Source organism: Pseudarthrobacter sp. MM222 (assembly GCF_947090775.1).
Taxonomy (GTDB): domain Bacteria; phylum Actinomycetota; class Actinomycetes; order Actinomycetales; family Micrococcaceae; genus Arthrobacter.
In genome coordinates this window covers 1021483-1042221 of sequence record NZ_OX352321.1, presented here as the reverse complement: position 1 = coordinate 1042221, position 20739 = coordinate 1021483, and the positions used below count along the sequence as shown (strand labels likewise).

General features: G+C 59.2%; 7 protein-coding genes. 6 read left to right on the top strand and 1 reads right to left on the bottom strand.

Translation table 11 applies throughout. The features are described from left to right. Nucleotides 1-123 precede the first annotated feature (123 nt). Nucleotides 124-6552: a DUF3320 domain-containing protein gene (locus OM977_RS04715; RefSeq protein WP_264356384.1), complete on the bottom strand. Its 6429-nt coding sequence runs from the start codon at nt 6550-6552 to the stop codon at nt 124-126. A 232-nt stretch (nt 6553-6784) separates the two neighbouring features. On the opposite strand from OM977_RS04715, the gene OM977_RS04710 reads away from it, so the two are divergent. The 6 genes from OM977_RS04710 (at nt 6785) to drmB (ending at nt 20682) form a co-directional block, all read left to right on the top strand. Next, nucleotides 6785-7378 carry a hypothetical protein gene (locus OM977_RS04710; protein WP_264356383.1) on the top strand — a complete coding sequence of 198 codons (594 nt, stop codon included), beginning with the start codon at nt 6785-6787 and terminating at the stop codon, nt 7376-7378. A 295-nt stretch (nt 7379-7673) separates the two neighbouring features. Further along, nucleotides 7674-8789: a DNA cytosine methyltransferase gene (locus tag OM977_RS04705; protein ID WP_264356382.1), complete on the top strand. Its 1116-nt coding sequence runs from the start codon at nt 7674-7676 to the stop codon at nt 8787-8789. Nucleotides 8790-9029: 240 nt separating this feature from the next. Beyond that, nucleotides 9030-13580: a DEAD/DEAH box helicase gene (locus OM977_RS04700; RefSeq protein WP_264356381.1), complete on the top strand. Its 4551-nt coding sequence runs from the start codon at nt 9030-9032 to the stop codon at nt 13578-13580. Further along, nucleotides 13570-15393: an ATP-dependent helicase gene (locus OM977_RS04695; RefSeq protein ID WP_264356380.1), complete on the top strand. Its 1824-nt coding sequence runs from the start codon at nt 13570-13572 to the stop codon at nt 15391-15393. Before OM977_RS04700 ends, OM977_RS04695 begins: the two co-directional genes overlap by 11 nt. Nucleotides 15394-15401: 8 nt before the next feature. Next, on the top strand, nt 15402-18620 hold the full coding sequence (locus OM977_RS04690) for a helicase-related protein (RefSeq protein WP_264356379.1): 3219 nt from the start codon (nt 15402-15404) through the stop codon (nt 18618-18620). Next, complete coding sequence (gene drmB, locus OM977_RS04685; protein WP_264356378.1) at nt 18613-20682, top strand: DUF1998 domain-containing protein; 2070 nt, start codon at nt 18613-18615, stop codon at nt 20680-20682. Before OM977_RS04690 ends, drmB begins: the two co-directional genes overlap by 8 nt. The last annotated feature ends 57 nt before the right edge of the window (nt 20683-20739 follow it).

The window sequence follows — 20739 nt, the reverse complement described above, 5'->3', positions numbered from 1 at the left end:
TGCCACATCGATGAGACCAAGCGGCCTCATTGCACCTGATGAACTGAGCAAGTGTCGGCCCCATCCCGGTCCTCAGCGATCTGTGCTCTCGGAGCTGAGACGCTAGTTGATGGAGCGGGACGCCTACACGGCCAGATGCACGACATCGCCGCGCAGCTCAAGCCGCTCGGTGTCCACGCCGTACTGAAGGCCTTCATTGAGCCGAGCGGTGATGCCGGCGGTCCGCCGCTTTCCACCAAACCGTCGGATCGTCTCCCGGTGCAGTTCGCTGACGGAGATTCCACCGGACAGCCGCACGATCTCCGCCATCGCATTGCGAAGCTCCACCACGCTGATGTGTTCCGGCTTCCGATCAACGTCCTGCCCGTTAGTCCGGAACTCTGACCATTCCTCCCGGTCAATGGAGGCGTCCCAGATGAAGCCGTCATCGTCGCAGCGGTGCACAGACGTATCCAGGACATCCAAAACAGAATTGGCACGTTGGGCGTTTACCTTATTCAGGCTGAAGGCGGCACAGGCCAATCTAGCGAGCCGCTCCTGATGAATCGGTCCCTCAGCCTCCACGATGGCGCGAACCGCCTCCCGCACGGAAGCAATCGACCGACGCGACGGCAGGCTGTCCAAAACATCAATACTGCCGAACCGCCGGACCGCCCATGGCTCATACGCAGGACGCTCGGGTTCGACGACGGCCGTCGCGATCTTGGAGCCACCCACCTGTGCCGCCAGCAATGGCGCGGGAGAGGTCGCAGAAACATGGCTGAGGTCACCGCTCTGGGTGGGCGTCGGCAAGATGACAGCCGGCTCACCGCTCGGAAGTACATCAACGGAGCTGGACAGCGTCGGACGCGCCACCACCGATGCCGCCGCCTCAACGAACGCCATCTGCAATTTGTCCAACACTGCTTCGCGGTCGCTGATCCACGCTGGCAGCCAGACCCGCTGAACCGAAGGCCAGCGCATCATCCGGGTAAGAACGTCGCCCGGCAGGCCGTCCCTGTCCCCCGCAGTCCGCCGTGCGGCCCACGCCGGACTGTCCAGGAGGATGGCCATCAACGGCCGGTCCGGGGCATCCAGCGAAGCCAGACTGATGTCGACCTTGAAGTCGGACAGCCCAACGTCGGTGGCAACGGCGTAACCGCGGTCCCGGAGCGCGTCGGCGATTTCTTCCCGGTGAAGGTCCACTGCGATAGTGCGACGTCCGTCGTAGGGCAGCGCGCCGGTTCCGTGCTCGGCAAGGTCCAAATAGGAGCGCAGGTGCTTGATCCCGACGGAGCTCGTCTCCTCGGCCCGCAACTCGGACGGGCTGAAGCTGGAGAACACGATCACCTGCCGCCGCGCACGGGTCACGGCGACATTGAGGCGCCGTTCACCACCGGCCCGGTTCAACGGTCCAAAGTTCAAGGGCAGGTAGCCCTTGTCGTTCTTGCTGAATCCTGTCGAGAAGAGAATGACGTCGCGCTCGTCACCCTGGACGTTCTCGAGGTTCTTCACAAAGAGGCCTTCGGAGTCTTCGTCCAGCGCTTTGATGATGCGGGGATCGTCTGTGTCGCGCAGGAGGCTTTCAATCAAGGCCCGCTGCTGCAGGTTGAACGTCACCACTCCCACGGAGGGCGAATCAGTGCCGCCGTCGAACCGCCGCCGCACTTCCGCCACCACGGCCTTCGCCTCGATCGGATTGGTCCGCAGCACCTTCGAAGTTCCGGACCGATGGAACTGGCCGTCCACGCGCACGAAGTTCACGCCGTGACCCTGCAGTCCGGGGTCCGGGGCTCCGTGGGAGGGGCCGGGGAACGACGACAGCTTGCTCTCGTAGTACTGCTGGTTGCTGAACGCGATGAGCGATTCATCCTGGCTGCGGTAGTGCCAGGACAGCCACTGGCGCGGCACGCGCGCCTCAACGCATTCGGACAGGATGGACTCCATGTCCTCGACAGCGGTGACTTCGCTCTCCGCATCGTCGAGGGAATCGCTGGACGATTCCGCAAACGACGTCGGGGGCATCTGCTTGCTGTCGCCCACCACCACTACCGAGGCGCCTCGGCCGATGGCACCGACGGCGTCTGCCACCCGGATCTGTGAGGCCTCATCGAACACCACAATGTCAAAGAGGTCGGCTCGTGCCGGGAAGAACCGTGCGACGGAGTCCGGACTCACGAGCGTGCAGGGCATGATTTGGGTGATGAGGTCGGCGTAGCTTTCCATCAGCTTGCGGACGGTGAGGCCGCCGCGTTGCCTGGTCAGCTGTCGCTGCAGCTCCCCCATTCGTCCGGAGGTCGACGACGTCGATACTCGCCGTGAGCTCACGACGCCGGCGGCAAGGTTGCGCTTGAGGAGTTCGCGTACCAGCGTGGCTCGGGTACTGAACCGGTCAATTGTTCGCTCGTGGGCTTGAGCGTCAAAATCCTGCAGCCCGGTTGCTAGAGTGCGTTCTTCGAGGGAGCTTTCGGCCAGCCCGCGTTCGAATGCCGTGGCGGCGTCATCCGCGTCAAGCTCGCCGTCCAGAATTGCGGTGCGAACTCCGTGTAAGCCCACGGATTGCAGCGGCTCGACGTGGCGCAGCAGTTCCAGCCAACGCTCCAGGGTGCGGGACCCGGTGGCGTCGAGGCCGCGGGCGGTTCGGGTGCTGCCCCAGACACCCAGGAATCCTTTGTTTCCCGTCCAGCGGTCAACATCGGATACATCTAGAGCCGGGAGCTCCGTCAAGAGTTCCCAAGCTGACGCGAGCTCGTACAGCCAGGCAATCACGTTCTCATGAACCGGTTGGCCATCGTCGAGGAAGGCGCGCATAGCAGCTTGGAAGGTGACTTTGTTGTCGCCCGCGTGGGGTTGGACAGCCTGCGCGGCCCAACGCAGCCATCCCAGCCTGTGCTCCAGCGCTTGCTGCCCTGCCTCGGTCAACGGGTTCCAGCCCTGAGGGACTGCCATACCGGGAACGGCTTGGGCTTCAGTCTGAAGTCCGCGGATCTGCTGCTGCGCGACAACCAGGTTCTGCAGCAGTGGCACCAGCTCCTTTGGCCGGACATCCGCTCCCGGGCGCACCACGGCGTCAAGTTCCGCGACTACTGCCAACATCCGCTTCTTGCGTCCGAAGAATCCGCTGGCCGCAGCTTGCTCTGCGCGGCCGAGGATGTCCTGGAGCGGCAGGTCCATGGCCTCCGGCCCGACCTTTTCCAGACCGGGATGGTTTACCGCTGCGAAGGCTGAGACCAGCTGCTCCAAGTGCTGAGCTCCAGCGGACCACTGCCCAGACCTAACGACGTCGAGCGTTTCCACCGGCACGCTGCGGTCCTCGAGCAGCGCAGCAAGGACGCGGAGTTCGGAAGGAGACGTGGCGGACGAAACGACGCCGGTTAGCCCCTCGACGGAACGGACGACGTCGAGCGCCGCGTCGATGCGCTGTCCGGCGCCGGTCAGTTGATCGTTTGCGTCATCGCTGGCGGCGGAAGCGACGAACCTCCAGGGGTGATTCCCGGCAGGACGTGCCCGGTCGGTGTATTCGGGCAGCTCTCGTAGCACTGCACGGACGGGCTCGAGGACAGTCTCATTCGCGGAAGCCGTGAACTCCACAGTCAGTGGGAGCGCCGAGTTATCTGGATCGAACGTCAAGGCTTTGGTCCGGGCACTGTACAGGGAGAGCTGTGCGCCGTTTTCCTCGTGGAGACGGCTGGCATAGCGGACGAGACCGCGACGCGCGGAGGCGAGGTCAGTAGAAGCGGTGTCCAGCTGCTGGGCGTCGGAATCCAGACGCAGCTCCAACGCGTGCTTGATTTGGGCGCGGACGGCCGCGGGTTTACTGCCCTTGTCGTGGAGGTCAAGAGAGAAGGGGCCCATGCCCACCTCTTCGAGGCGCTTCTGCACAACATCCAGGGCGGCGCGCTTCTCGGCCACGAACAAAACACGCTTACCCTCAACGATCGCGCGGGTGAGCAGGTTGGTGATGGTCTGGGACTTGCCCGTACCGGGAGGTCCTTCGAGGACGAAGGTGTGGCCGGCTACCGCCGATGCGACAGCTTGCAGCTGCGACGAGTCGGCCGGAATGGGGCACTGTGCAGATAGAGCATCGAGGTCCGTTTCTTCTGCGACCTTCGTCGAATCGTTGAAGAGCTCCGTCGGGCTGCTTATGAGGTGGTCCACGAGGCGGTTTTTGGCGAACTGCTCCCAGCTCTCGTCCAGGTCCTTCCAAAGACGGAACTTCGCGAACTGCAGCATGGACAGGTCCACCGTGTTCTCCACCCGGAAGGCAAGTCCCTTGGCGGAGACGGCCTCCCGAACGGAATTGAAGGCCGCATCGAGGTCGATACCGGAGCCGTCCTCCGCGGGTTCGGCCAGCCCAGGAATCCGAAGCCCGTGCGTCTGGGCAAGCTTTTCCAAAAGGCAGTAGTTGGGCGTGGACTGCCCGGCCTCGTCCAGCGTGACCCGGTACAGCCCGTTCTTTCCGGCCGAGGTCAGGTTGACGGGGACGAGCACCAGCGGCGAGCGCAACGTTCGGCCATCGAGCTCCCACAGCAGGCTGCCGAGAGCCAGATAAAGATTGTTGGCGCCCGTTTCTTCTGCCTGGGTCTTGGCCTTGTAAGCGAGGCCGCGCATTTTGGAGTTGTAGGCCTCCTCAGTCACCTCGGCAAAGACGGCTTTCTTCGAGCTGAGCATGCTAATCAGTTCGTTCTGCGGAAGGTCCCGGCCGAAGCGGATGCCGCGTTCCTGGTAGACGGCGCTGATCTGGTTGGACGGAGTCAGGCTGATGGGGGTGCCATTGTTGACGAGGTCTTCGAACGGGCCAATCCATGTGCTCGGAACGGCTAGCGGGAAACGTGCCGCGTCCGTGAAGTTGATGAGCCTGTTTCTGAGGCTGAGGTCCAGCAACGCGTTCTTCCACTGCGTGACGCGCGGCGGAACATTTGACGCGATGCCGTCAGCCCGGGCGACCTTGCCTTGCTTCTCCGGCACGACGGGGCCAGCTTTGGCCTGCGGGACGTAGTTGGAGACGACGTGCTCGCCGGACTCACCAGTGGTCCGAGCAGGCAAGGGGTGGATGCCATCAAAGCGGGCCCGCCGGATGTCAGTAACCGCCTGAATCTTCTCTTGTCCCGCTTCGATGTAATCGGACTCAGGGCTGCTGCGTAGCGACGCTGGCGTGATGAGCTGACGGCCGGTGAGCATAGTGGTTTCGATCAGACCGATGTAGCCACGCTGAACAAGGCTGATGAGTTCGGGCACATCATCGGAAGCTGCGGTTGAAAGCGATGCGTCCTCCCGCCAGTACCCAAGGAAGGCGTGCCCGTTGACGAGCCACAGGAGCGGTGCGATGCCGCAGAACTCCAGTGCGGCTGCCATGACAATCGTCGTATCTAGGCAGGTTCCGAGGCGGTCTTCCAGAACCTGAGCAGGGGTTCGGATCTGTTGGCCCTGAACGCCCCAACTCGCGGGTGGCATGCTGTAGCGGATGTCGCGATTGCTTGCTGCCCGGGCAATCGCGAAGACAATTTCGTCCACCCGCTCGGCGCTGTCCATATAGCCGTCGAGGCCGCTGCTGCCAGTAGCACTCTCCAGAAGGTCGGCGGCCTCGGAGACCAGCTTGGAAATGGCCGGGTGATGGGGCTGCACGAAGGCAGCCAAGAATTCGTAAGAGACCAGACCCCTGCCGGCTATCCATAGCTGGGCCGGGAGGAGCTGAAGGCGGGCTTCGGCCTTGCCTAGTTCCGTTGCCGCCGGACCGGCCGCACCGGACTCGATTGTGACAACCACTCTGCCAGGCTGCTTATCCGAAAGCTCGTACATCGTGGCGGCGGACACGTGCACGTCAACATCGTCCAAGACGATTGCCTGCCCAGCCGCGAGGTCAACGTACTGCTGGAAGTCCTCTGAGATCCTGCCAGTGCTGGCAAAGACCTCCACGCGGACTACAGCGCCTCGGACCTCCGTGCCCGGGTTCGTGATTTTGATCTGCCGTACGAACCTGAAGCCGTTGTGCACCATCGCATAGCTGAGCGACTCGGCGGCGGTGATCTCAACGCTGACGGGATGCTGCTTGGTAGGGTGCTCGAGCGGCTGGGGTGGTTCTGGTTTCTCTTCTGCTGCACTCCCGACGCCGATTTCCGAGGTTTCGCTTGCGCTTTCTGAGGTATCGCCCAACCTGTATTCATCGAGCAGGGCGCTGAGTGCTTGGGCTGCGCCATCCAGCCCCAGGTGCTTGGCCAGCCGGCCGGCCGTATCCAGCGCGCGGAAGGTGTCCGCGTCGTTGAAAGTCTCGTTGTGGGCCCAGAGGTTACGTATCTGGCGAAGCTCCGAAGTGTAGCTGCGAGCGTCGTGGCCTAGGTTGAAGGGGTAACCGAGGGATCCCAGAGACTCGGTCATGACGCGGAGCTGCACGCTCAAATCCGTGGACGAGTACGCTATCGGCGTTCTGCCGGCGCTGGCGTCCTTGTGCTCCAGAAGCTTGGGCCAGGAAATGCCAGGCGCAACACCTTCCAGAACTGTTGCAATGTAGGAACCAAGGCTGGTTGCCAAGGTGTCCAGAGCGCGGCCGACATACTCGCGGTTGGAAAGCCCCATTGTGTTCCCCCATCTGCGGCATATTCGCCACAATCAACTCAGCTCAGAGTAGTGCCCGTCGGGGTAACCCCCAACCTCCTAGCCCACGAACCTCATGTGCTTGGGGAGGGGCAACTGACGGGTGGAGGATTTCGCGCTACGATACGGATGCATTCACGAGAACCGCGGATTGCGCCAAAGAAATGAGTCCAACTCTGGCGGTACGCGGGCAGCCACTACTTTCGGGGGAAAAATGAGAGCAATTACAGATTCCGGGACTGCCGTTCTCCTTAACCAAGATGGCACGTGGGCGCCCGCAGATCTTGTAATTTCGCAACCTCAAGAGGGTTTCAGGAAAGCACCCTGGGGTGCCTCGCCGTCGGCCGTGAAGGCCTCAGAAGGCGGCGATCCCGGGCTAGAGCAGGACGGCTACCTAGATTTTGAGGTGAGGCTCGGGCGGTTCCGCTGTCTTGCCATCTACATATTCGTTGCTGGCCAACTCGTTCGTGGGAAATATCTTGTTCTTGAGGAATACCAGAATCTGAATAACCACCTTCATGACTACGACGAGCTCAAAGCTTCCGTGGCGAAAAAATATGGCACGCCGACGAAGGACGATACCTATTGGTCGAATGACTTGTACGAAGACGACTACGCGGAATGGGGCATGGCCGTCTCATGCGGGCACTTGAGCAGATTCGCCCATTGGGGCTCTGCCGAGTCCGAGATCAATCTTGCGGTATACGGAGAGAACTTCAAGGTGACGGTCTCGGTTGAATACGCCAGCAAGACGCTTGCCGAGCTGGAGTCGACCGCTAGAGATGCTGAACTCCTAGGGGATCTATGATTCAGCCGCGTTCCGGCACCGCATTTTTGGACCCAGGAGCCTCGCAAGAACGCCGCCACTTTGAAGCGGCGATCGCTTGTCAAGTCTTCCGCTCCTGCGGCTAGTCGACTGCTTTTGGCGAGAGCTAGATAGTCAAGTCTCAACAGGACCTTGGCGGCTTAAGATTGTTATTCGAACAGCCAATCAGCCAGGTAACGCCACTTGAAGCCCGGCGACTTCCACTGGCGGGCTAACCTCGAACGCTGAGAAGCCGTTGGAGTTGCAGCTGAGGCAGAGCCGATATTCTTAGTCCACCATGAGTAAAGTTCTCGCCGCGCAGGCCGCTCCCTACAGTCGCATGAAGACCTCCAATTCCATCACGGTACTCGACCTGTTCGCGGGGGCCGGCGGGCTGACCCAGGGTTTCTACGCCGCTTCACCCCGATTCGTCACGGAGCGTGCTGTGGAGTTCGAACCAGCGGCTGCAGCGTCGTTCGCCGCAACATTTGGCGACAAGGTTTACCCCGGGCCGATTCAGGACTGGCTTGTCAAGGAGAATGTTCCCGAAGTGGACGTCGTCATTGGCGGCCCGCCGTGCCAGGGATTCTCGCAGCTGGGCAAGCAGGACCCGGAGGACATCCGGAATAGCCTGTGGCAGCCCTACGCGGAAGCGCTGGCGAGGGCCAAGCCGAAGTACTTCATCGTGGAAAACGTGCCTGCCTTCAGCAAGTCGCAACAGCTTCAAGATTTCAGGGACGCTACCGGCCCCGAGGGTCTCATTAGGGACTATGACTTTCAATGGCATGTCCTGAATTCGGCCGACTACGGTGCCCCCCAGGCTCGAAAGCGTGCCATCCTAATCGGCCATCACAGGGATCTTCCCTTCCCGGGCTTTCCCCTACCGACCCACATTGGCCGCCACCGTACCGTGCGGCAAGCTTTGCGGGGAATCGCTACTCGTGTGACCCAGACGACGCTTCCCGAGCGCTCAACAGACTACGCCGGCCGCACCTTCGCGGGGGCCTTCCGAACATCTGAACTGCACCTCGGACGCGATTACGCCAAGCAGTCGCTAGAGCGGTTTGCTGAGATCCCACTGGGTGGAAATCGTTTCGACCTACCCGAGAAGCTGCAGGCTCCGTGCTGGATAAAGCACAAAACTGGATCTGCTGACGTGATGGGACGAATGCACTGGGACAAGCCGTCCGTGACCGTGAGAACTGAATTCTTCAAGCCGGAAAAGGGCCGCTACCTCCATCCAATCGAGCCTCGAGCCATCACGCATCTTGAGGCCGCCAAGTTACAGGGCTTTCCCGATGATCGGTTGTGGATCGGTTCCAAGACCGCCATTGCCAAGCAGATCGGGAACGCCGTTCCGACTGCGCTGGGGCGGGCTATCGCCTCACGACTAGTGGCAAGCTTTCCGCGCTAGCCGACGCGCCACCGAATATGTGTAATGCCTGCCTCGGGCGTTCGCAGTTTTGTCCGTACAACCTGATACAAATGAGTCAGATGAAGCTCAATGATGAGCGGGTTCAGCGGGAACCCTACAAAATAGGTAAGGAAGATGGCCTTGGGGGAAGTTTGGGCGGGTCCGGAAGAAGCGCTTGGCGAGTTCGTCGCCAGTGAGTCGGCAGCATGTCTACGGTCGTACAAGGAGCGACCTGAGCTCGTGGGGCAGGACTCCAACATCGAGAAGACCACCGTGGAGGGCGGATATGGCCGAAAGCAGCTCAACGAGCTGGTACAAAACGCTGCTGACGCAATGGATGGCCTTGAAGGCCGGATATCGATAGTCCTCACGGAGGACTATCTGTACTGCGCCAATGAAGGTATGCCGCTCGGCGAGGAAGCCGTACGCACGCTGCTATTGTCACACTCGTCTGCTAAGCGGGATGACAAGATTGGCCGATTCGGTCTGGGTTTCAAGTCAGTCCTTCAAATTTCTGATACTCCCGAAATATTCAGCCGGACGGTCTCCCTCCGCTGGGATAAGGACTGGGCGAGGGAATCTATCTCTGCGGTTGTTCCTGACGCCGGAGACTACCCTGTCCTACGCATCGCAAGGCCCTTCGATCCTTCGCCGATTGCCCGAGTCGACGAAACGCTGTCTGCCCTCATGGAGTGGGCAACCACGGTTGTAAGACTGCCCCTCAAGTCAAACGTCAATTGGCTGGAGGAGGAGATGCAGGCGTTCCCGCCAGAGTTCCTGCTCTTCTCCGACCAAATCGGACGTCTAGATCTTGATAACCGGAGAGGGGCCGTCAATACGCAGTGGACTGCTTCCCGAGAAGGCAGCAGTGTTGTGCTCAGCGACGGCACTGCGAGCGACGAATGGCGCGTCTTCTCCGCAACACACTTGGTTAGCCCGCAGGCCGCCGCCGATGCCGGCTCGATCGTCGCGCGCCAACGGGTGGAAATAGTCTGGGCCGTCCCCATGACAGGCACGGCTCGCCGCAACCTCGGTAGCTTCTGGAATTACTTTCCCACCGACGCTCAGACCTCCCTTCGAGGAATAATCAATGCCGCGTTCAAGATGAACGAAGACCGGCACAACATGCTCACGAGCCTGTACAACAAAGAAATCCTCACGACTACCTTTCCTCGCATGGTTGCGGCGGCTCTCCCGGACCTCGTCGATCCAGAGGACCCGGGCAGCTTCTTGGATCTACTGCCTTCACGAGGCCGTGAGCCGCGCTCCTGGGCAGACGAAATTGTAAACCTGCCGGTAATGAAAGCAGTTGCGGCCACGGCGTGCATCCCAGATCGTTCCGGCATACTGCGTCGCGTTGACCAGATAAAGGTCCAGCCGCAGCTACTAGACGCCACTAGGATTGAAGAGTTGTGGGATCAATCCGTCGGACGCGACAGTCGCTGGGTGCACAAGTCGGCATTCCCCAGAGAACGCAACTCCCAGTTAAATCGCCTCCTCGAACTGAATCAGAAGAAGCGCGCAACACTCACTGAATGGCTTGAGGAAGTGGCAGCGCCGCGTACACTAGACGCCTACGAAATGGCTCTCCAGATAGCCACGGCCATCAATAAGAGCCACCCGGACCTTCAAGCGGACATGCGCCGAAGTCGCATTCTCCTCGCAGCCGACGGAACGGCTCAGGCCCCCGTGACGACGAAGCTCTTCATCCCACAGTCCGCAGAGGACGCAGAGGACGCCGATGCGAGGTTCATATCCCTCGATCTGGTGAAACACGGCCGAGTTTGGGAGTATCTTCGCGCCCTCGATTTTCAGGCGTTGGACGCGAGTGGTCAGGTTCTCCGTGTTGCCAAAGCTGTCGCCGAGGATTATGACGACCTCGACGCTACTGAGTCCTTGTGGCGCTTGTCTCGGTCGGTCCCGACGGCCGAGATGATCGCCTTGCTGTCCCAGCGCACCGAACCGTTTCGCATCAAGATCAAGTGCAAGGACGGCAAATGGCGAGCCATCAAGGTCGTTTGGCTGCCCGGCGCCATCATCTCGGCGGACTCAGTTGGCGATGAGTCAATCCTCATCGACGAGATGTTCCACCGGATGGACATCTCTCTCCTGCGCGCCCTGGGTGCGCGGTCCGCTCTCGGCGAGCGGAAGATGAAACGATCGGGCGCACTCTACGATGCGTGGAAAGAGACTGAAGCCAGCCGCCTAGCTCGAGAATCAGCGTCTGGGCCTGTCCCGGTCTCACCTCAGAACTTACAGTTCCCTCAGGCGCTGTGTACGGATGGTCTCGAATATCTAACAGAAGCTTCCATAAAGTCTCGCTCAAAAGTTACGACTGCTTTACTTCAGCAACAGCATTTTCGGGTGACGATCGAGTACTCGAATACTTACAAAAAACCGGAAAGCATCGACGGACCGGAACTATGGTGGATCAAGAATTTTGGCGTTCTCCCCACTCCGCTTGGCCTGGTTGACGCCAAGTATTGCGTGGGGGATATCAAGTCCATTCCTTCAGATTATTTGCCTTTTCCTGGCACAGCTGCTGCTGATGCCCTTTCTCTTCCGACCGACGTCATTTCGATTCAGTGGCCCTATGCTATTCACCTTGCCGAGCAGAATCTGCCATTGGTGCAGACGCATGAACTGTACGGGCTTCTTGCGCAGCTCGGAGTCAGACCCCCGAAAGACCTACTGGTTCTCACGAGGTCCGGACTGACCAGGTGCGAGCGCGAGTTTGTGAGACTGGCCGGGGATAGGCCCACATCCGACTTCCTCAGCCGATCAACCGACATCGCAGGCCTCCGCACTGAACATACAGAACTCGATGAGGCGCTTACCGAGAGCTGGAAACTGGAGAGACTGACGGTATCTTTCCGCAGAGAATTCATTCCCGAGCCGGTCGGCGATCAGCAAAATGTTGGCAAGCTTTATGTCGGAATCGCACGAGTGGCATCGGGTTTGGCTTCAATGCCTGCCCAGGCTTGCTCTTCTATCCGTTTGTTGCGGAGTAATGATTACGACACTTCCGAGTCTGTACAGGAACTTCCTGCTGCCATCGAAGACGGCGTTTTTTACTATCTAGAAGGCCTGACACCTAGGGAACGCCTGCAAGAGCTGTTCAGCGCCAAGGGCATGAATAAGAAGGCGGCAGATGTCCTATCCGAGCTGAAGGCAATCCAGAAAGCCAAAGAACTCGAAGACAGGAAGAAGAGGGCTCGCTCGAAACTCACCGAGGCCGGGAGGATCGCAGAACTCGTCGGTGTGGAGACGATTCGAGGCCTTATACCGGACCATATTTTCCGGATGATTGAAAGCCGCAGCGATGGCGAACTCGACATTGAAAGACTGTTTAGCATCGCAAGCAAACTCCATGGGGCCGATCTCATAAAAAAGCTTCAGCCAGCCTTGGAGGAACTAGGGATCGAAACACCCGCACAATTCCGTGGCAATAAAGAAGCTCTGGAATTCGTCAGAAGCCTGGGACTCTCCGAGGACTTCGCGGGGCAGTCGTTCAAGAAAAAACCAGAGCGGGAAGAAGTCATGGGACCAGTCCTGCTGTCGCCCATGCATGAATATCAGCACAATGTCAGCGTCAAAGTGAAGAATCTTCTGGCCGCGGACGCCTCAAAAAGGGGAATCCTCCAGCTTCCTACGGGCGCGGGTAAGACTCGCGTCGCCGTGGAATCTGTCGTCGACCATGTGGCCGGAACTCCCGGGCAGCATCTAGTCATTTGGATCGCTCAGACGGACGAACTCTGTGAACAAGCGGTTGACACATGGACTTACGTCTGGCAGGCAGCTGGCCCTAGCGGCGAACGCATGGCTCTCAGCCGGCTGTGGGGTGGGAACTCCGCCGAGCCAGAAGAAACAAAGCTGCACCTTGTCGTCGCGTCCATCCAGACACTTGCCAGCATTTTTGACACGCGCAGAGATTCCTACAAATGGCTACCCGCCACGGACCTTGTAATCATCGATGAAGCTCACGGAGCGACGAGCCCCTCATACACGAAGGTTCTTTCGTGGTTTCATCGCTCGCATACGGACCGGTCAAACCCCCTGCTGGGTCTGTCCGCGACGCCATACCGAGGAAACAACGAAGCGGAGACCAAGAGGCTCGTCAACCGTTTCGGGGCAAATCTACTAGTGCCAGACCAGTTTGATTCCGAAACAGCCCACGAATATCTTCAAAATCTGGGCGTTTTGGCTCGCGTCCGTCACGAGGTCCTCGAGGGCATGGAACTCACGCTGAAGGATCTCCGAAGTGCCTCGAATGCGGACGAGCAATCGTCCATGCTCGAAGCTCGCCTGGATCTTGACGAAGTAGCCAGGGACCAACGTCGCAACGACACAATTCTGAACCACATCCAGAGCCAGGACGTTGGAACTGCAATTGTGTTTGCGGCTTCGGTTGCGCATGCTGAGGCGTTGGCCGCCACTTTGACGGTTGAAGGCATCCCTGCGGCCGCGATCTCGTCAAAGACGGATCCCGCACACCGACGCCGTCTCATCGAGGAATTCCGGCGGGAGGAGATCAAAGTACTAACGAATTTTGACGTTTTGTCCCAGGGGTTTGATGCCCCCAAAGTTGGCGCGGTTTATGTCTGCCGCCCCACGTTCTCTCCCAACAAATACATCCAGATGGTGGGACGCGGTCTGCGCGGCCCGCTGAATGGAGGCAGCGAAGAAGTCCTCATCGTCAATGTCAAGGACAACCTCGACAAGTACGGACACCACCTTGCCTTCACTGAGTTTGACCACCTTTGGAAGGAGGAAAAGGTTAGTGCCGGCTGAGTTCAAGTTGGATGAAAGCCAGGAGGCAGTGACCTTCGCTCCGCTTGATTCTCGCCAATTCGTGCTCGCGGCCGCTGGTCAGGGCAAGACCGAAGTCCTGCTTTCGCGAATCCAGTACCTTATCGACGAGGGTTTGAACCCTGCAGACGAAATCCTTGTCCTGAGCTTCTCCCGTGCGGCCGTTGAGGCAGTGAGGAAGCGCGCCCGCAAGTTCGAAATCGAGAGCGTTCCTATTCGGACGTTCGACTCTCTGGCAGCGCAAATCCTCCTCGATAACGACGACGGTGACGGCGAGGCCCTTACCGGTTCGTTCGAGGGTCGAATCCGCCGGGCTACTCAGCTCATTTCAGGCGACCTGCCAGATCGTTTAGCTTCAGTCCGCCATCTTCTGATCGATGAAGCGCAGGACTTGGTCGGCGACCGTGCAGAAATGGTCAAAGCGATCATCTCGGAGGCGCCTGAGGATCTCGGCTTCACGGTGCTCGGCGACCCGCTGCAGGGTATCTACGACTTCCAGCTGCAGGATTCGGTTTCGCAGTTTTCGTCGCAAGAGTTCATTTCAGACCTTCAAGAACGCTACGGTGCAATCCAGCGACAGCTAAAGGGGAACTACCGAGCTTTGTCCGATCAGGCACTCGAACTGATAGAGATCGGCAAGACCATACGCACGATGGATCTTCTGGACGATGCGGAGGTGGCTGCCGCGCACCAGATGCTCGACGACTTCAGGACCAACGGGGGGACCACTCCATCGCTTCTTGACGAGTCCGGGGCTCTCGACCCCGCCGAGGGCGAAACCACCGCTCTTCTGTGTTCAACCAACTATGAAGTCCTTCTTGCCAGCGAGCTCTTATGGGAGCACGACAGGCCTCACGTTGTGCGTCGACGCGCCCAAGACATGAGCGTCGCCCCGTGGGTCTTCGCTGTCTTCAAGGACTTAGAAGGTCGCTCCTACCCAGAGGACGTGATCCTCGCGCGGATGGAGAGTGAGGGGCTAGATTCGCCGCAGGAGCGCTGGCTGGATCTCAAGACGGCAGAGGGCGACTACAGATCTTTCAGATCTCTTGACGTGGCACGGCTCGGGCAACGTCTGCGAAACCGGTCAGTCCCACTCGCGCTGACTGTATCCGACGCCAGCCCGGTGACCGTCTCAACGGTCCATCGGGCGAAGGGTCTGGAGTTCAACAATGTGCTTTACGTGCCCCCGATTACAGGGTGGCCGTCCGCAGAGCGTACGGCGGCGACGCTGCGAGACAAGTATGTTGCAGTCTCGCGCGCACGCGAGTTGGTAGTAACGACGCACATACCGAAGGACCGAGTCAAACCATCCAAGTCCGTCGGATCTGTCACGAGATGGACCGAGATTGGCTTTGGAAGATTCAAGAAGACCTACACAATTCGTATGGAGTTCCTCAACGGTGACATCGACGATGTTTTGCCGGCAGAGACTTCAGGGTGCTCACCCCAGGATGTCCAAGACCGGCTTCTCGCCGGAGACATAGTGGGGCAGTCTGTGCAGGGGACCCTTGAGGATTCGTCAGACGTATACGAAATGCCACGCTACGTCTTGAGGCTTGCCTCCGGTGAAGTCATCGGACGAACAAGCAACGGATTTGGCTATGCGCTGAAGGGCGCCTTCCAGACATATGGAAGACCATGGAACTGGCCGGAAGCCTTCACCGGTGCGCGGCTCGTTTCAGTCGAGTGTGCGACCGGAAATCCCTTAGATACGCAGTACGCCGGAATTGGCTACTCCGGAATGTGGCTAGTCCCGCGCGCAGCCGGCCTCATCAGACTCCAGTGGAAGAAATAGGTGTGCCCTTGTCATCGCTAGACTCAAAATACGCATTCCGGTCGGAAATGGTCGACAGGCTCGTGGAAGACCTGTTCGGCCCCACGTCTGACGAGGAATTGCTGACGGAACGGCCTCTTGAACGCTACGTCACAGGGGTTCTGTGGCCCGCCAGCGACGAGACACTGGACGCAGCACCAGATGAACCCGACTCAGCCGCTGCTGAGGCAGGAGACAGCGCCGTCGACAGCCCTGTGGCGAATTCCCGGCTGACATACCCAACGAGCCTCGGTGTGACGGTGTCCGTGGATACTGCCGTCACACATGCCATTCGAATCATCCCGTCGGGCGCGCAATACACACCCGTGGCCGCAACGGATACAGATTCACGACGGCGGCAGGGCGCCTACGACTGGCGTCGCTCCGCCATAGACTCCACGCCCATCGCCGTAGACGTCACCGCCGTCGGCCGGCACGCGCCCAAGCTCCTCGAAGACGGGGGTCTGGAACTGTACGTGTTGGTTCGCGAACCAGAGGGCGGGATAACGACAGTCACCGTCGCCCTCAGAAACAGGCGTACTAAGTCGACCGGCGAAGACCGGGATCGTGCGTGCTGGTTCCAAGTAGGCCTGGTTGTCGAGGCAGATGCCATGGCTCTCACTGACCGGTCAAAGCTCCGCTCAGACGTCTCTGCCGATCCCGACCTGGCATCGTCTGAACTCCTATACCGGAAATCCATGGTCTTCGGAGCCGGGCATGGTTGTGCTGTCGAATGGGCTGAAACTGATGTTGACGGTCCTGTTTGCCGAAAAGTCTCAACGACGTTCGTCCCGCGCCAAGACGTCCATCGATCAGTGGCGGGCGGCACTGACGCCGATTTGTCTCTTGATCTCCTGTCTACCGGGAACAGGGAAAGAGTTCTGTCCGAGCTGGAAACGCTTCATAGCGACTACTTGGGCTGGATATCCCGGACCGGCGAGATTGCGGCTGGCCGTGGACCCGACAGCGTGCCATCTCACCTTGAACGCGTTTCTCAGCGGCACTTAAAGTCGGCTAGTGAAGCGGCCGAACGCATACGGGCGGGTATTCAGGTACTCAGGGATGACAAGCAGGCATTCGAAGCTTTCCAACTCGCAAATCACGCTATGCACATGCAACGCTCGCGCCAAGACTGGATCCGTGCTGGCGGCACTGGTGACTTCATGCTTGGCAACCAGCAAAGCTGGCGCCCCTTTCAGATCGCGTTCATTCTGCTAAATCTTCCGTCAGTGACGGACCACAATCACCCTGAACGCGACTTCGCCGATTTGCTCTGGTTCCCGACCGGCGGCGGCAAGACTGAAGCTTATCTAGGTCTTATCGCATATCTAATTCTCCTGCGCCGGCTTCGTGATCCCGGGGCAAAGGGCGTAGCGGTGATCATGCGTTACACGCTTCGGCTCCTTACTATCCAGCAGTTCGAACGTGCGGCGATGCTAATCTGCTCACTCGAGTCTGTAAGAAAGAAAGATCCGGAGCGCCTCGGGCTGGATGCATTCAGCATCGGGCTTTGGGTCGGAAGCGCCGCAACACCTAATGACATTAAGGATGCACGCACCAATTTGGGGAAACTCCGGCGAGGCGACGAGGTCGTGGAAGGGAACCCCTGCCAGATCGAAGCCTGCCCATGGTGCGGCCGGAGGCTCAAGGCGGACGACTATCGCATAGACAAGATTCCCACTGAGCGTATGAGCGTCAGGTGTTCTAACGGCAGTTGCGACTACAAGGACGGTCTGCCAGTCCACATAGTTGATACAGACGTCTACAGGGAACGCCCGGAACTGGTAATTGGAACAGTCGACAAGTTTGCCAGAATGGCGTGGAAAGGCGAGGTAGCAAGCCTCTTTGGCCGCTGGTCTCCCGGCGACCATGGCCCAGATCTGATTATTCAGGACGAGCTCCACCTGATTTCAGGCCCTTTGGGCTCAACGGTGGGAATCTTCGAAACGGCAGTCGATCTAGCTTCGGGTGGGCTAGCGCGCGGCGCCGACAATCATTCCGAAGACGTACGCCGGCCGAAGATCATCGCGTCGACTGCGACTATCCGGCGGGCGGAAACTCAAATAAAGTCTGTCTTCAACCGCGAATCACGGCTCTTCCCGCCGCCCGGGATCGACCCCGACGACTCCTTCTTCGCGAAGAAAGCACCGGCGAATCAGCTCGGAACTCGTCAGTACGTCGGACTCATGGCTGCTGGGACGAGCCACGCGACTCTGATGGTTCGAACATATGCATCCCTGTTAAATTCAGCGGCAGTAGTCGATGCTAGTTCTCAAGACGACAGGGATCCTTACTGGACTCTGATTGGCTACTTCAACAGTCTCCGTGTGTTGGGCTCCGCGTATCTACAGGTGTACGACGACGTTCGTGCGCGCCTTAAGTTACTTTCCGCCAGAGAGGGAATTTCCGACGCCCGTCAAGTGGAGCTGTCTGAACTCACTAGTCGAGTGTCCAGTGACAAGATCCCTTACGCCCTAAAATCCCTGGAAAACGGACTCGGCGGGCAGCTAACGCCAAACGACGTAGTTCTAGCTACGAACATGATCTCCGTGGGACTGGACGTGGACCGACTCGGTCTCATGGCCGTGATGGGACAGCCTCAGTCCAGTGCCGAGTACATTCAGGCAACGAGCCGGGTTGGCCGACAACACCCCGGCTTGGTGGTCACGATCTTCAACGCAGCAAAATCAAGGGATCGCTCCCACTTCGAAGGATTCGTTCCGTTTCATCAAGCGCTATACAGGGCTGTCGAAGCCACAAGCGCCACGCCTTTCGCGGCCAGATCAAGAGACCGGGCCCTTCACGCTGTCATGATCTCTGCGCTTCGCATGATCGAGTCAACCGTCAGGTACGACGACCAGGCCAGAAATGTGACTGATGCTGGCGCATCCATCGAGCTGGTCCTTAGACACATCCGTGAACGCGTTGCAGCCATCGATGGGACCGAAGTCAAAGCCACCATCAACGAGCTCGAAATACTTCTTAAAGCCTGGCGACTGGAGGCACAAACTAACTCCAAGTTGCAATACTGGAAGATGCGTGACCCAGTTAATTCGCTGCTTATCGATTTCGCCAAGGCGCTCGAAGACCCAAACTTTGTGTACACAACCACAGCCACGCCGTGGCCAACACCATCGAGCATGCGCGACGTGGACGCTGAGACAACACTGCGTCCAATTCGGGTCAGGGAGGACGCCAACAATGGTTAGGAAAGTGTTCAAGGCGCGGCGGAGCCAGCTACTGTCGACTTTTGGAGTCGGGAGCTTATTCCCGGCTGAAAATAACAGCTTCATGATCACAAGCATTGATCAGTGGGACGAAAAACTCCTGACGGCGGCACCTGAGCCTCGCCTGGCCCGAAGCCTCGGAGTTGGACGACTTCTCCTCCCGCCAACCGGTTGGTCAAAGGTCCCCGTCATCCGCTTCCCTCAGGTCCTCAGCTGCCCCAAGTGCCATCGTCTCGGATCTATGTCCCAGCTCCAGGCAGGGTACGAGGACGTGCTTTGCGGACTCTGCAAGTCCAATGTGCCCTTAACTCCGTCCAGGTTCGTCGTCGCCTGCGAAGATGGCCACTTAGATGACTTTCCTTATACTTTTTGGGTTCATGGGCTCTATCCGGACAACTCCGCGCAGCACGAATTGAGCCTTGCGTCTGAGGGTCGAACGTCCTCGCTCGCCGACATGATCATTCGATGCAGCTGCGGAAGGTCGCGGTCCATGGCGGACGCTTTTTCCCCTGCCGCGTTGAGGGAGATGAAATGCACCGGGCGCCGTTTGTGGCTTGGCAAAGCATACCGGGATCGTACGTGCGGAAAGCCTCCACGCACAGTGCAGCGTGGCGCCTCAAACGTCTGGTTCCCAGCCGTTCGCTCCGCAATTTCGATACCCCCGTACTCGGAATTTTTGGCCAAAGTAGTGGGCCAGCGTGCGTCAGTTCTTAGCAAACCCGAGGCACTCACCCAGGGGGATTGGGTTCTCGAAGGGATCGTAGAAGAGTTCGGAAACCGCTTCACCATAGCTGAGCTTAAGAACGAGGTGAACCGGCAGTTCCACGGTGAACAAGGTGAAGACCTGACGGACGAGGTTCTCAGGCAGCAAGAGTTTCAAGCCCTCATCGCTGGCCGGGCGGATCAACCGGACACAGATTTTGTGGCTGAACGCATGGAGGTTCCGGAGAGATACCTGCATTGGATAAGAAGCATCCGAAAGGTGACTCGGCTGCGTGAAGTAAGGGCCCTCTACGGGTTCAGCAGGCTCACCCCGAAGACCGAGGACAACCCGGCTGTGAAACTTGCGGCGATTTTTCCCGAGGACAACCGACAAAGCTGGCTGCCGGCCATCGAGACGCTGGGAGAAGGACTGTTCATAGCGCTCGATCGAACGCAGCTCGAGGAATGGGCAGCCTCGGACTTCGCTACCGCGCGCAGGAACATTCTGCAGAGGAACGTCAATGCAGCGGCGAAGCAACGGAAGATCGACGCAATACAGGTAGATATTATTCGCGTTCTCCTACACACACTTGCCCACGTGCTCATTGATCAGTTATCCCTCGACGCGGGCTACCCGGCGTCGTCCATCAGAGAACGTCTTTATGCCGGCGAGGACAACGCAGGGATTCTTCTCTACACAGCTTCATCGGATTCAGCAGGCAGCCTGGGCGGCGTGGCTGCCCTTGCGCACCCCGAACGCCTGGCACCAGCCTTGGATGAAGGGCTCGTTCGGCTTTCATGGTGCTCGGCGGACCCCGTGTGCATCGAGTCGACAGGGGCAGGTGCTGACGCACGCAATCTCGCTGCTTGTCACTGCTGCGTTCTGATTCCTGAAACAAGCTGCGAGCTATTTAACTCGTTCCTTGACCGGGGCCTACTGTTCGGGACGCCAGCTTCCCAGGACGCAGGTTTTCTGCAATGGATAGAGTCCAACGCGGCGACATCTGCCGGTTCGAAATCCGACGTACCGGATGCTAACGCGGCACCACGCAAAGTACGCCAAAGCATGTGGTATGAAATCTATGAGGACTCCCTTGAGCTCCGGAGCCTCATCGAGGAACTAATCGAATCCGAAGTAACCCCAGACCAATGGGGTGCGGACATCGGGCCATCGAATGAATGGATCTTAGATCTTTCCTGGCCAAGCCATACCTTAGCCGTTGTTGCGCAAGGGGATGAGACCCGGGACGAGTGGCTTGCCGATCGCGGATGGACAGTGCTGAGCCTGGAGAATCTCGAATCACGGGACATAGCAGAGAAAGTTTCCGCCCAAGTCCTCTAGATGAACCAACACCGTGGGGTGGTGCCCAGCGATGTGGGGCACCATCCCTACTCCGCG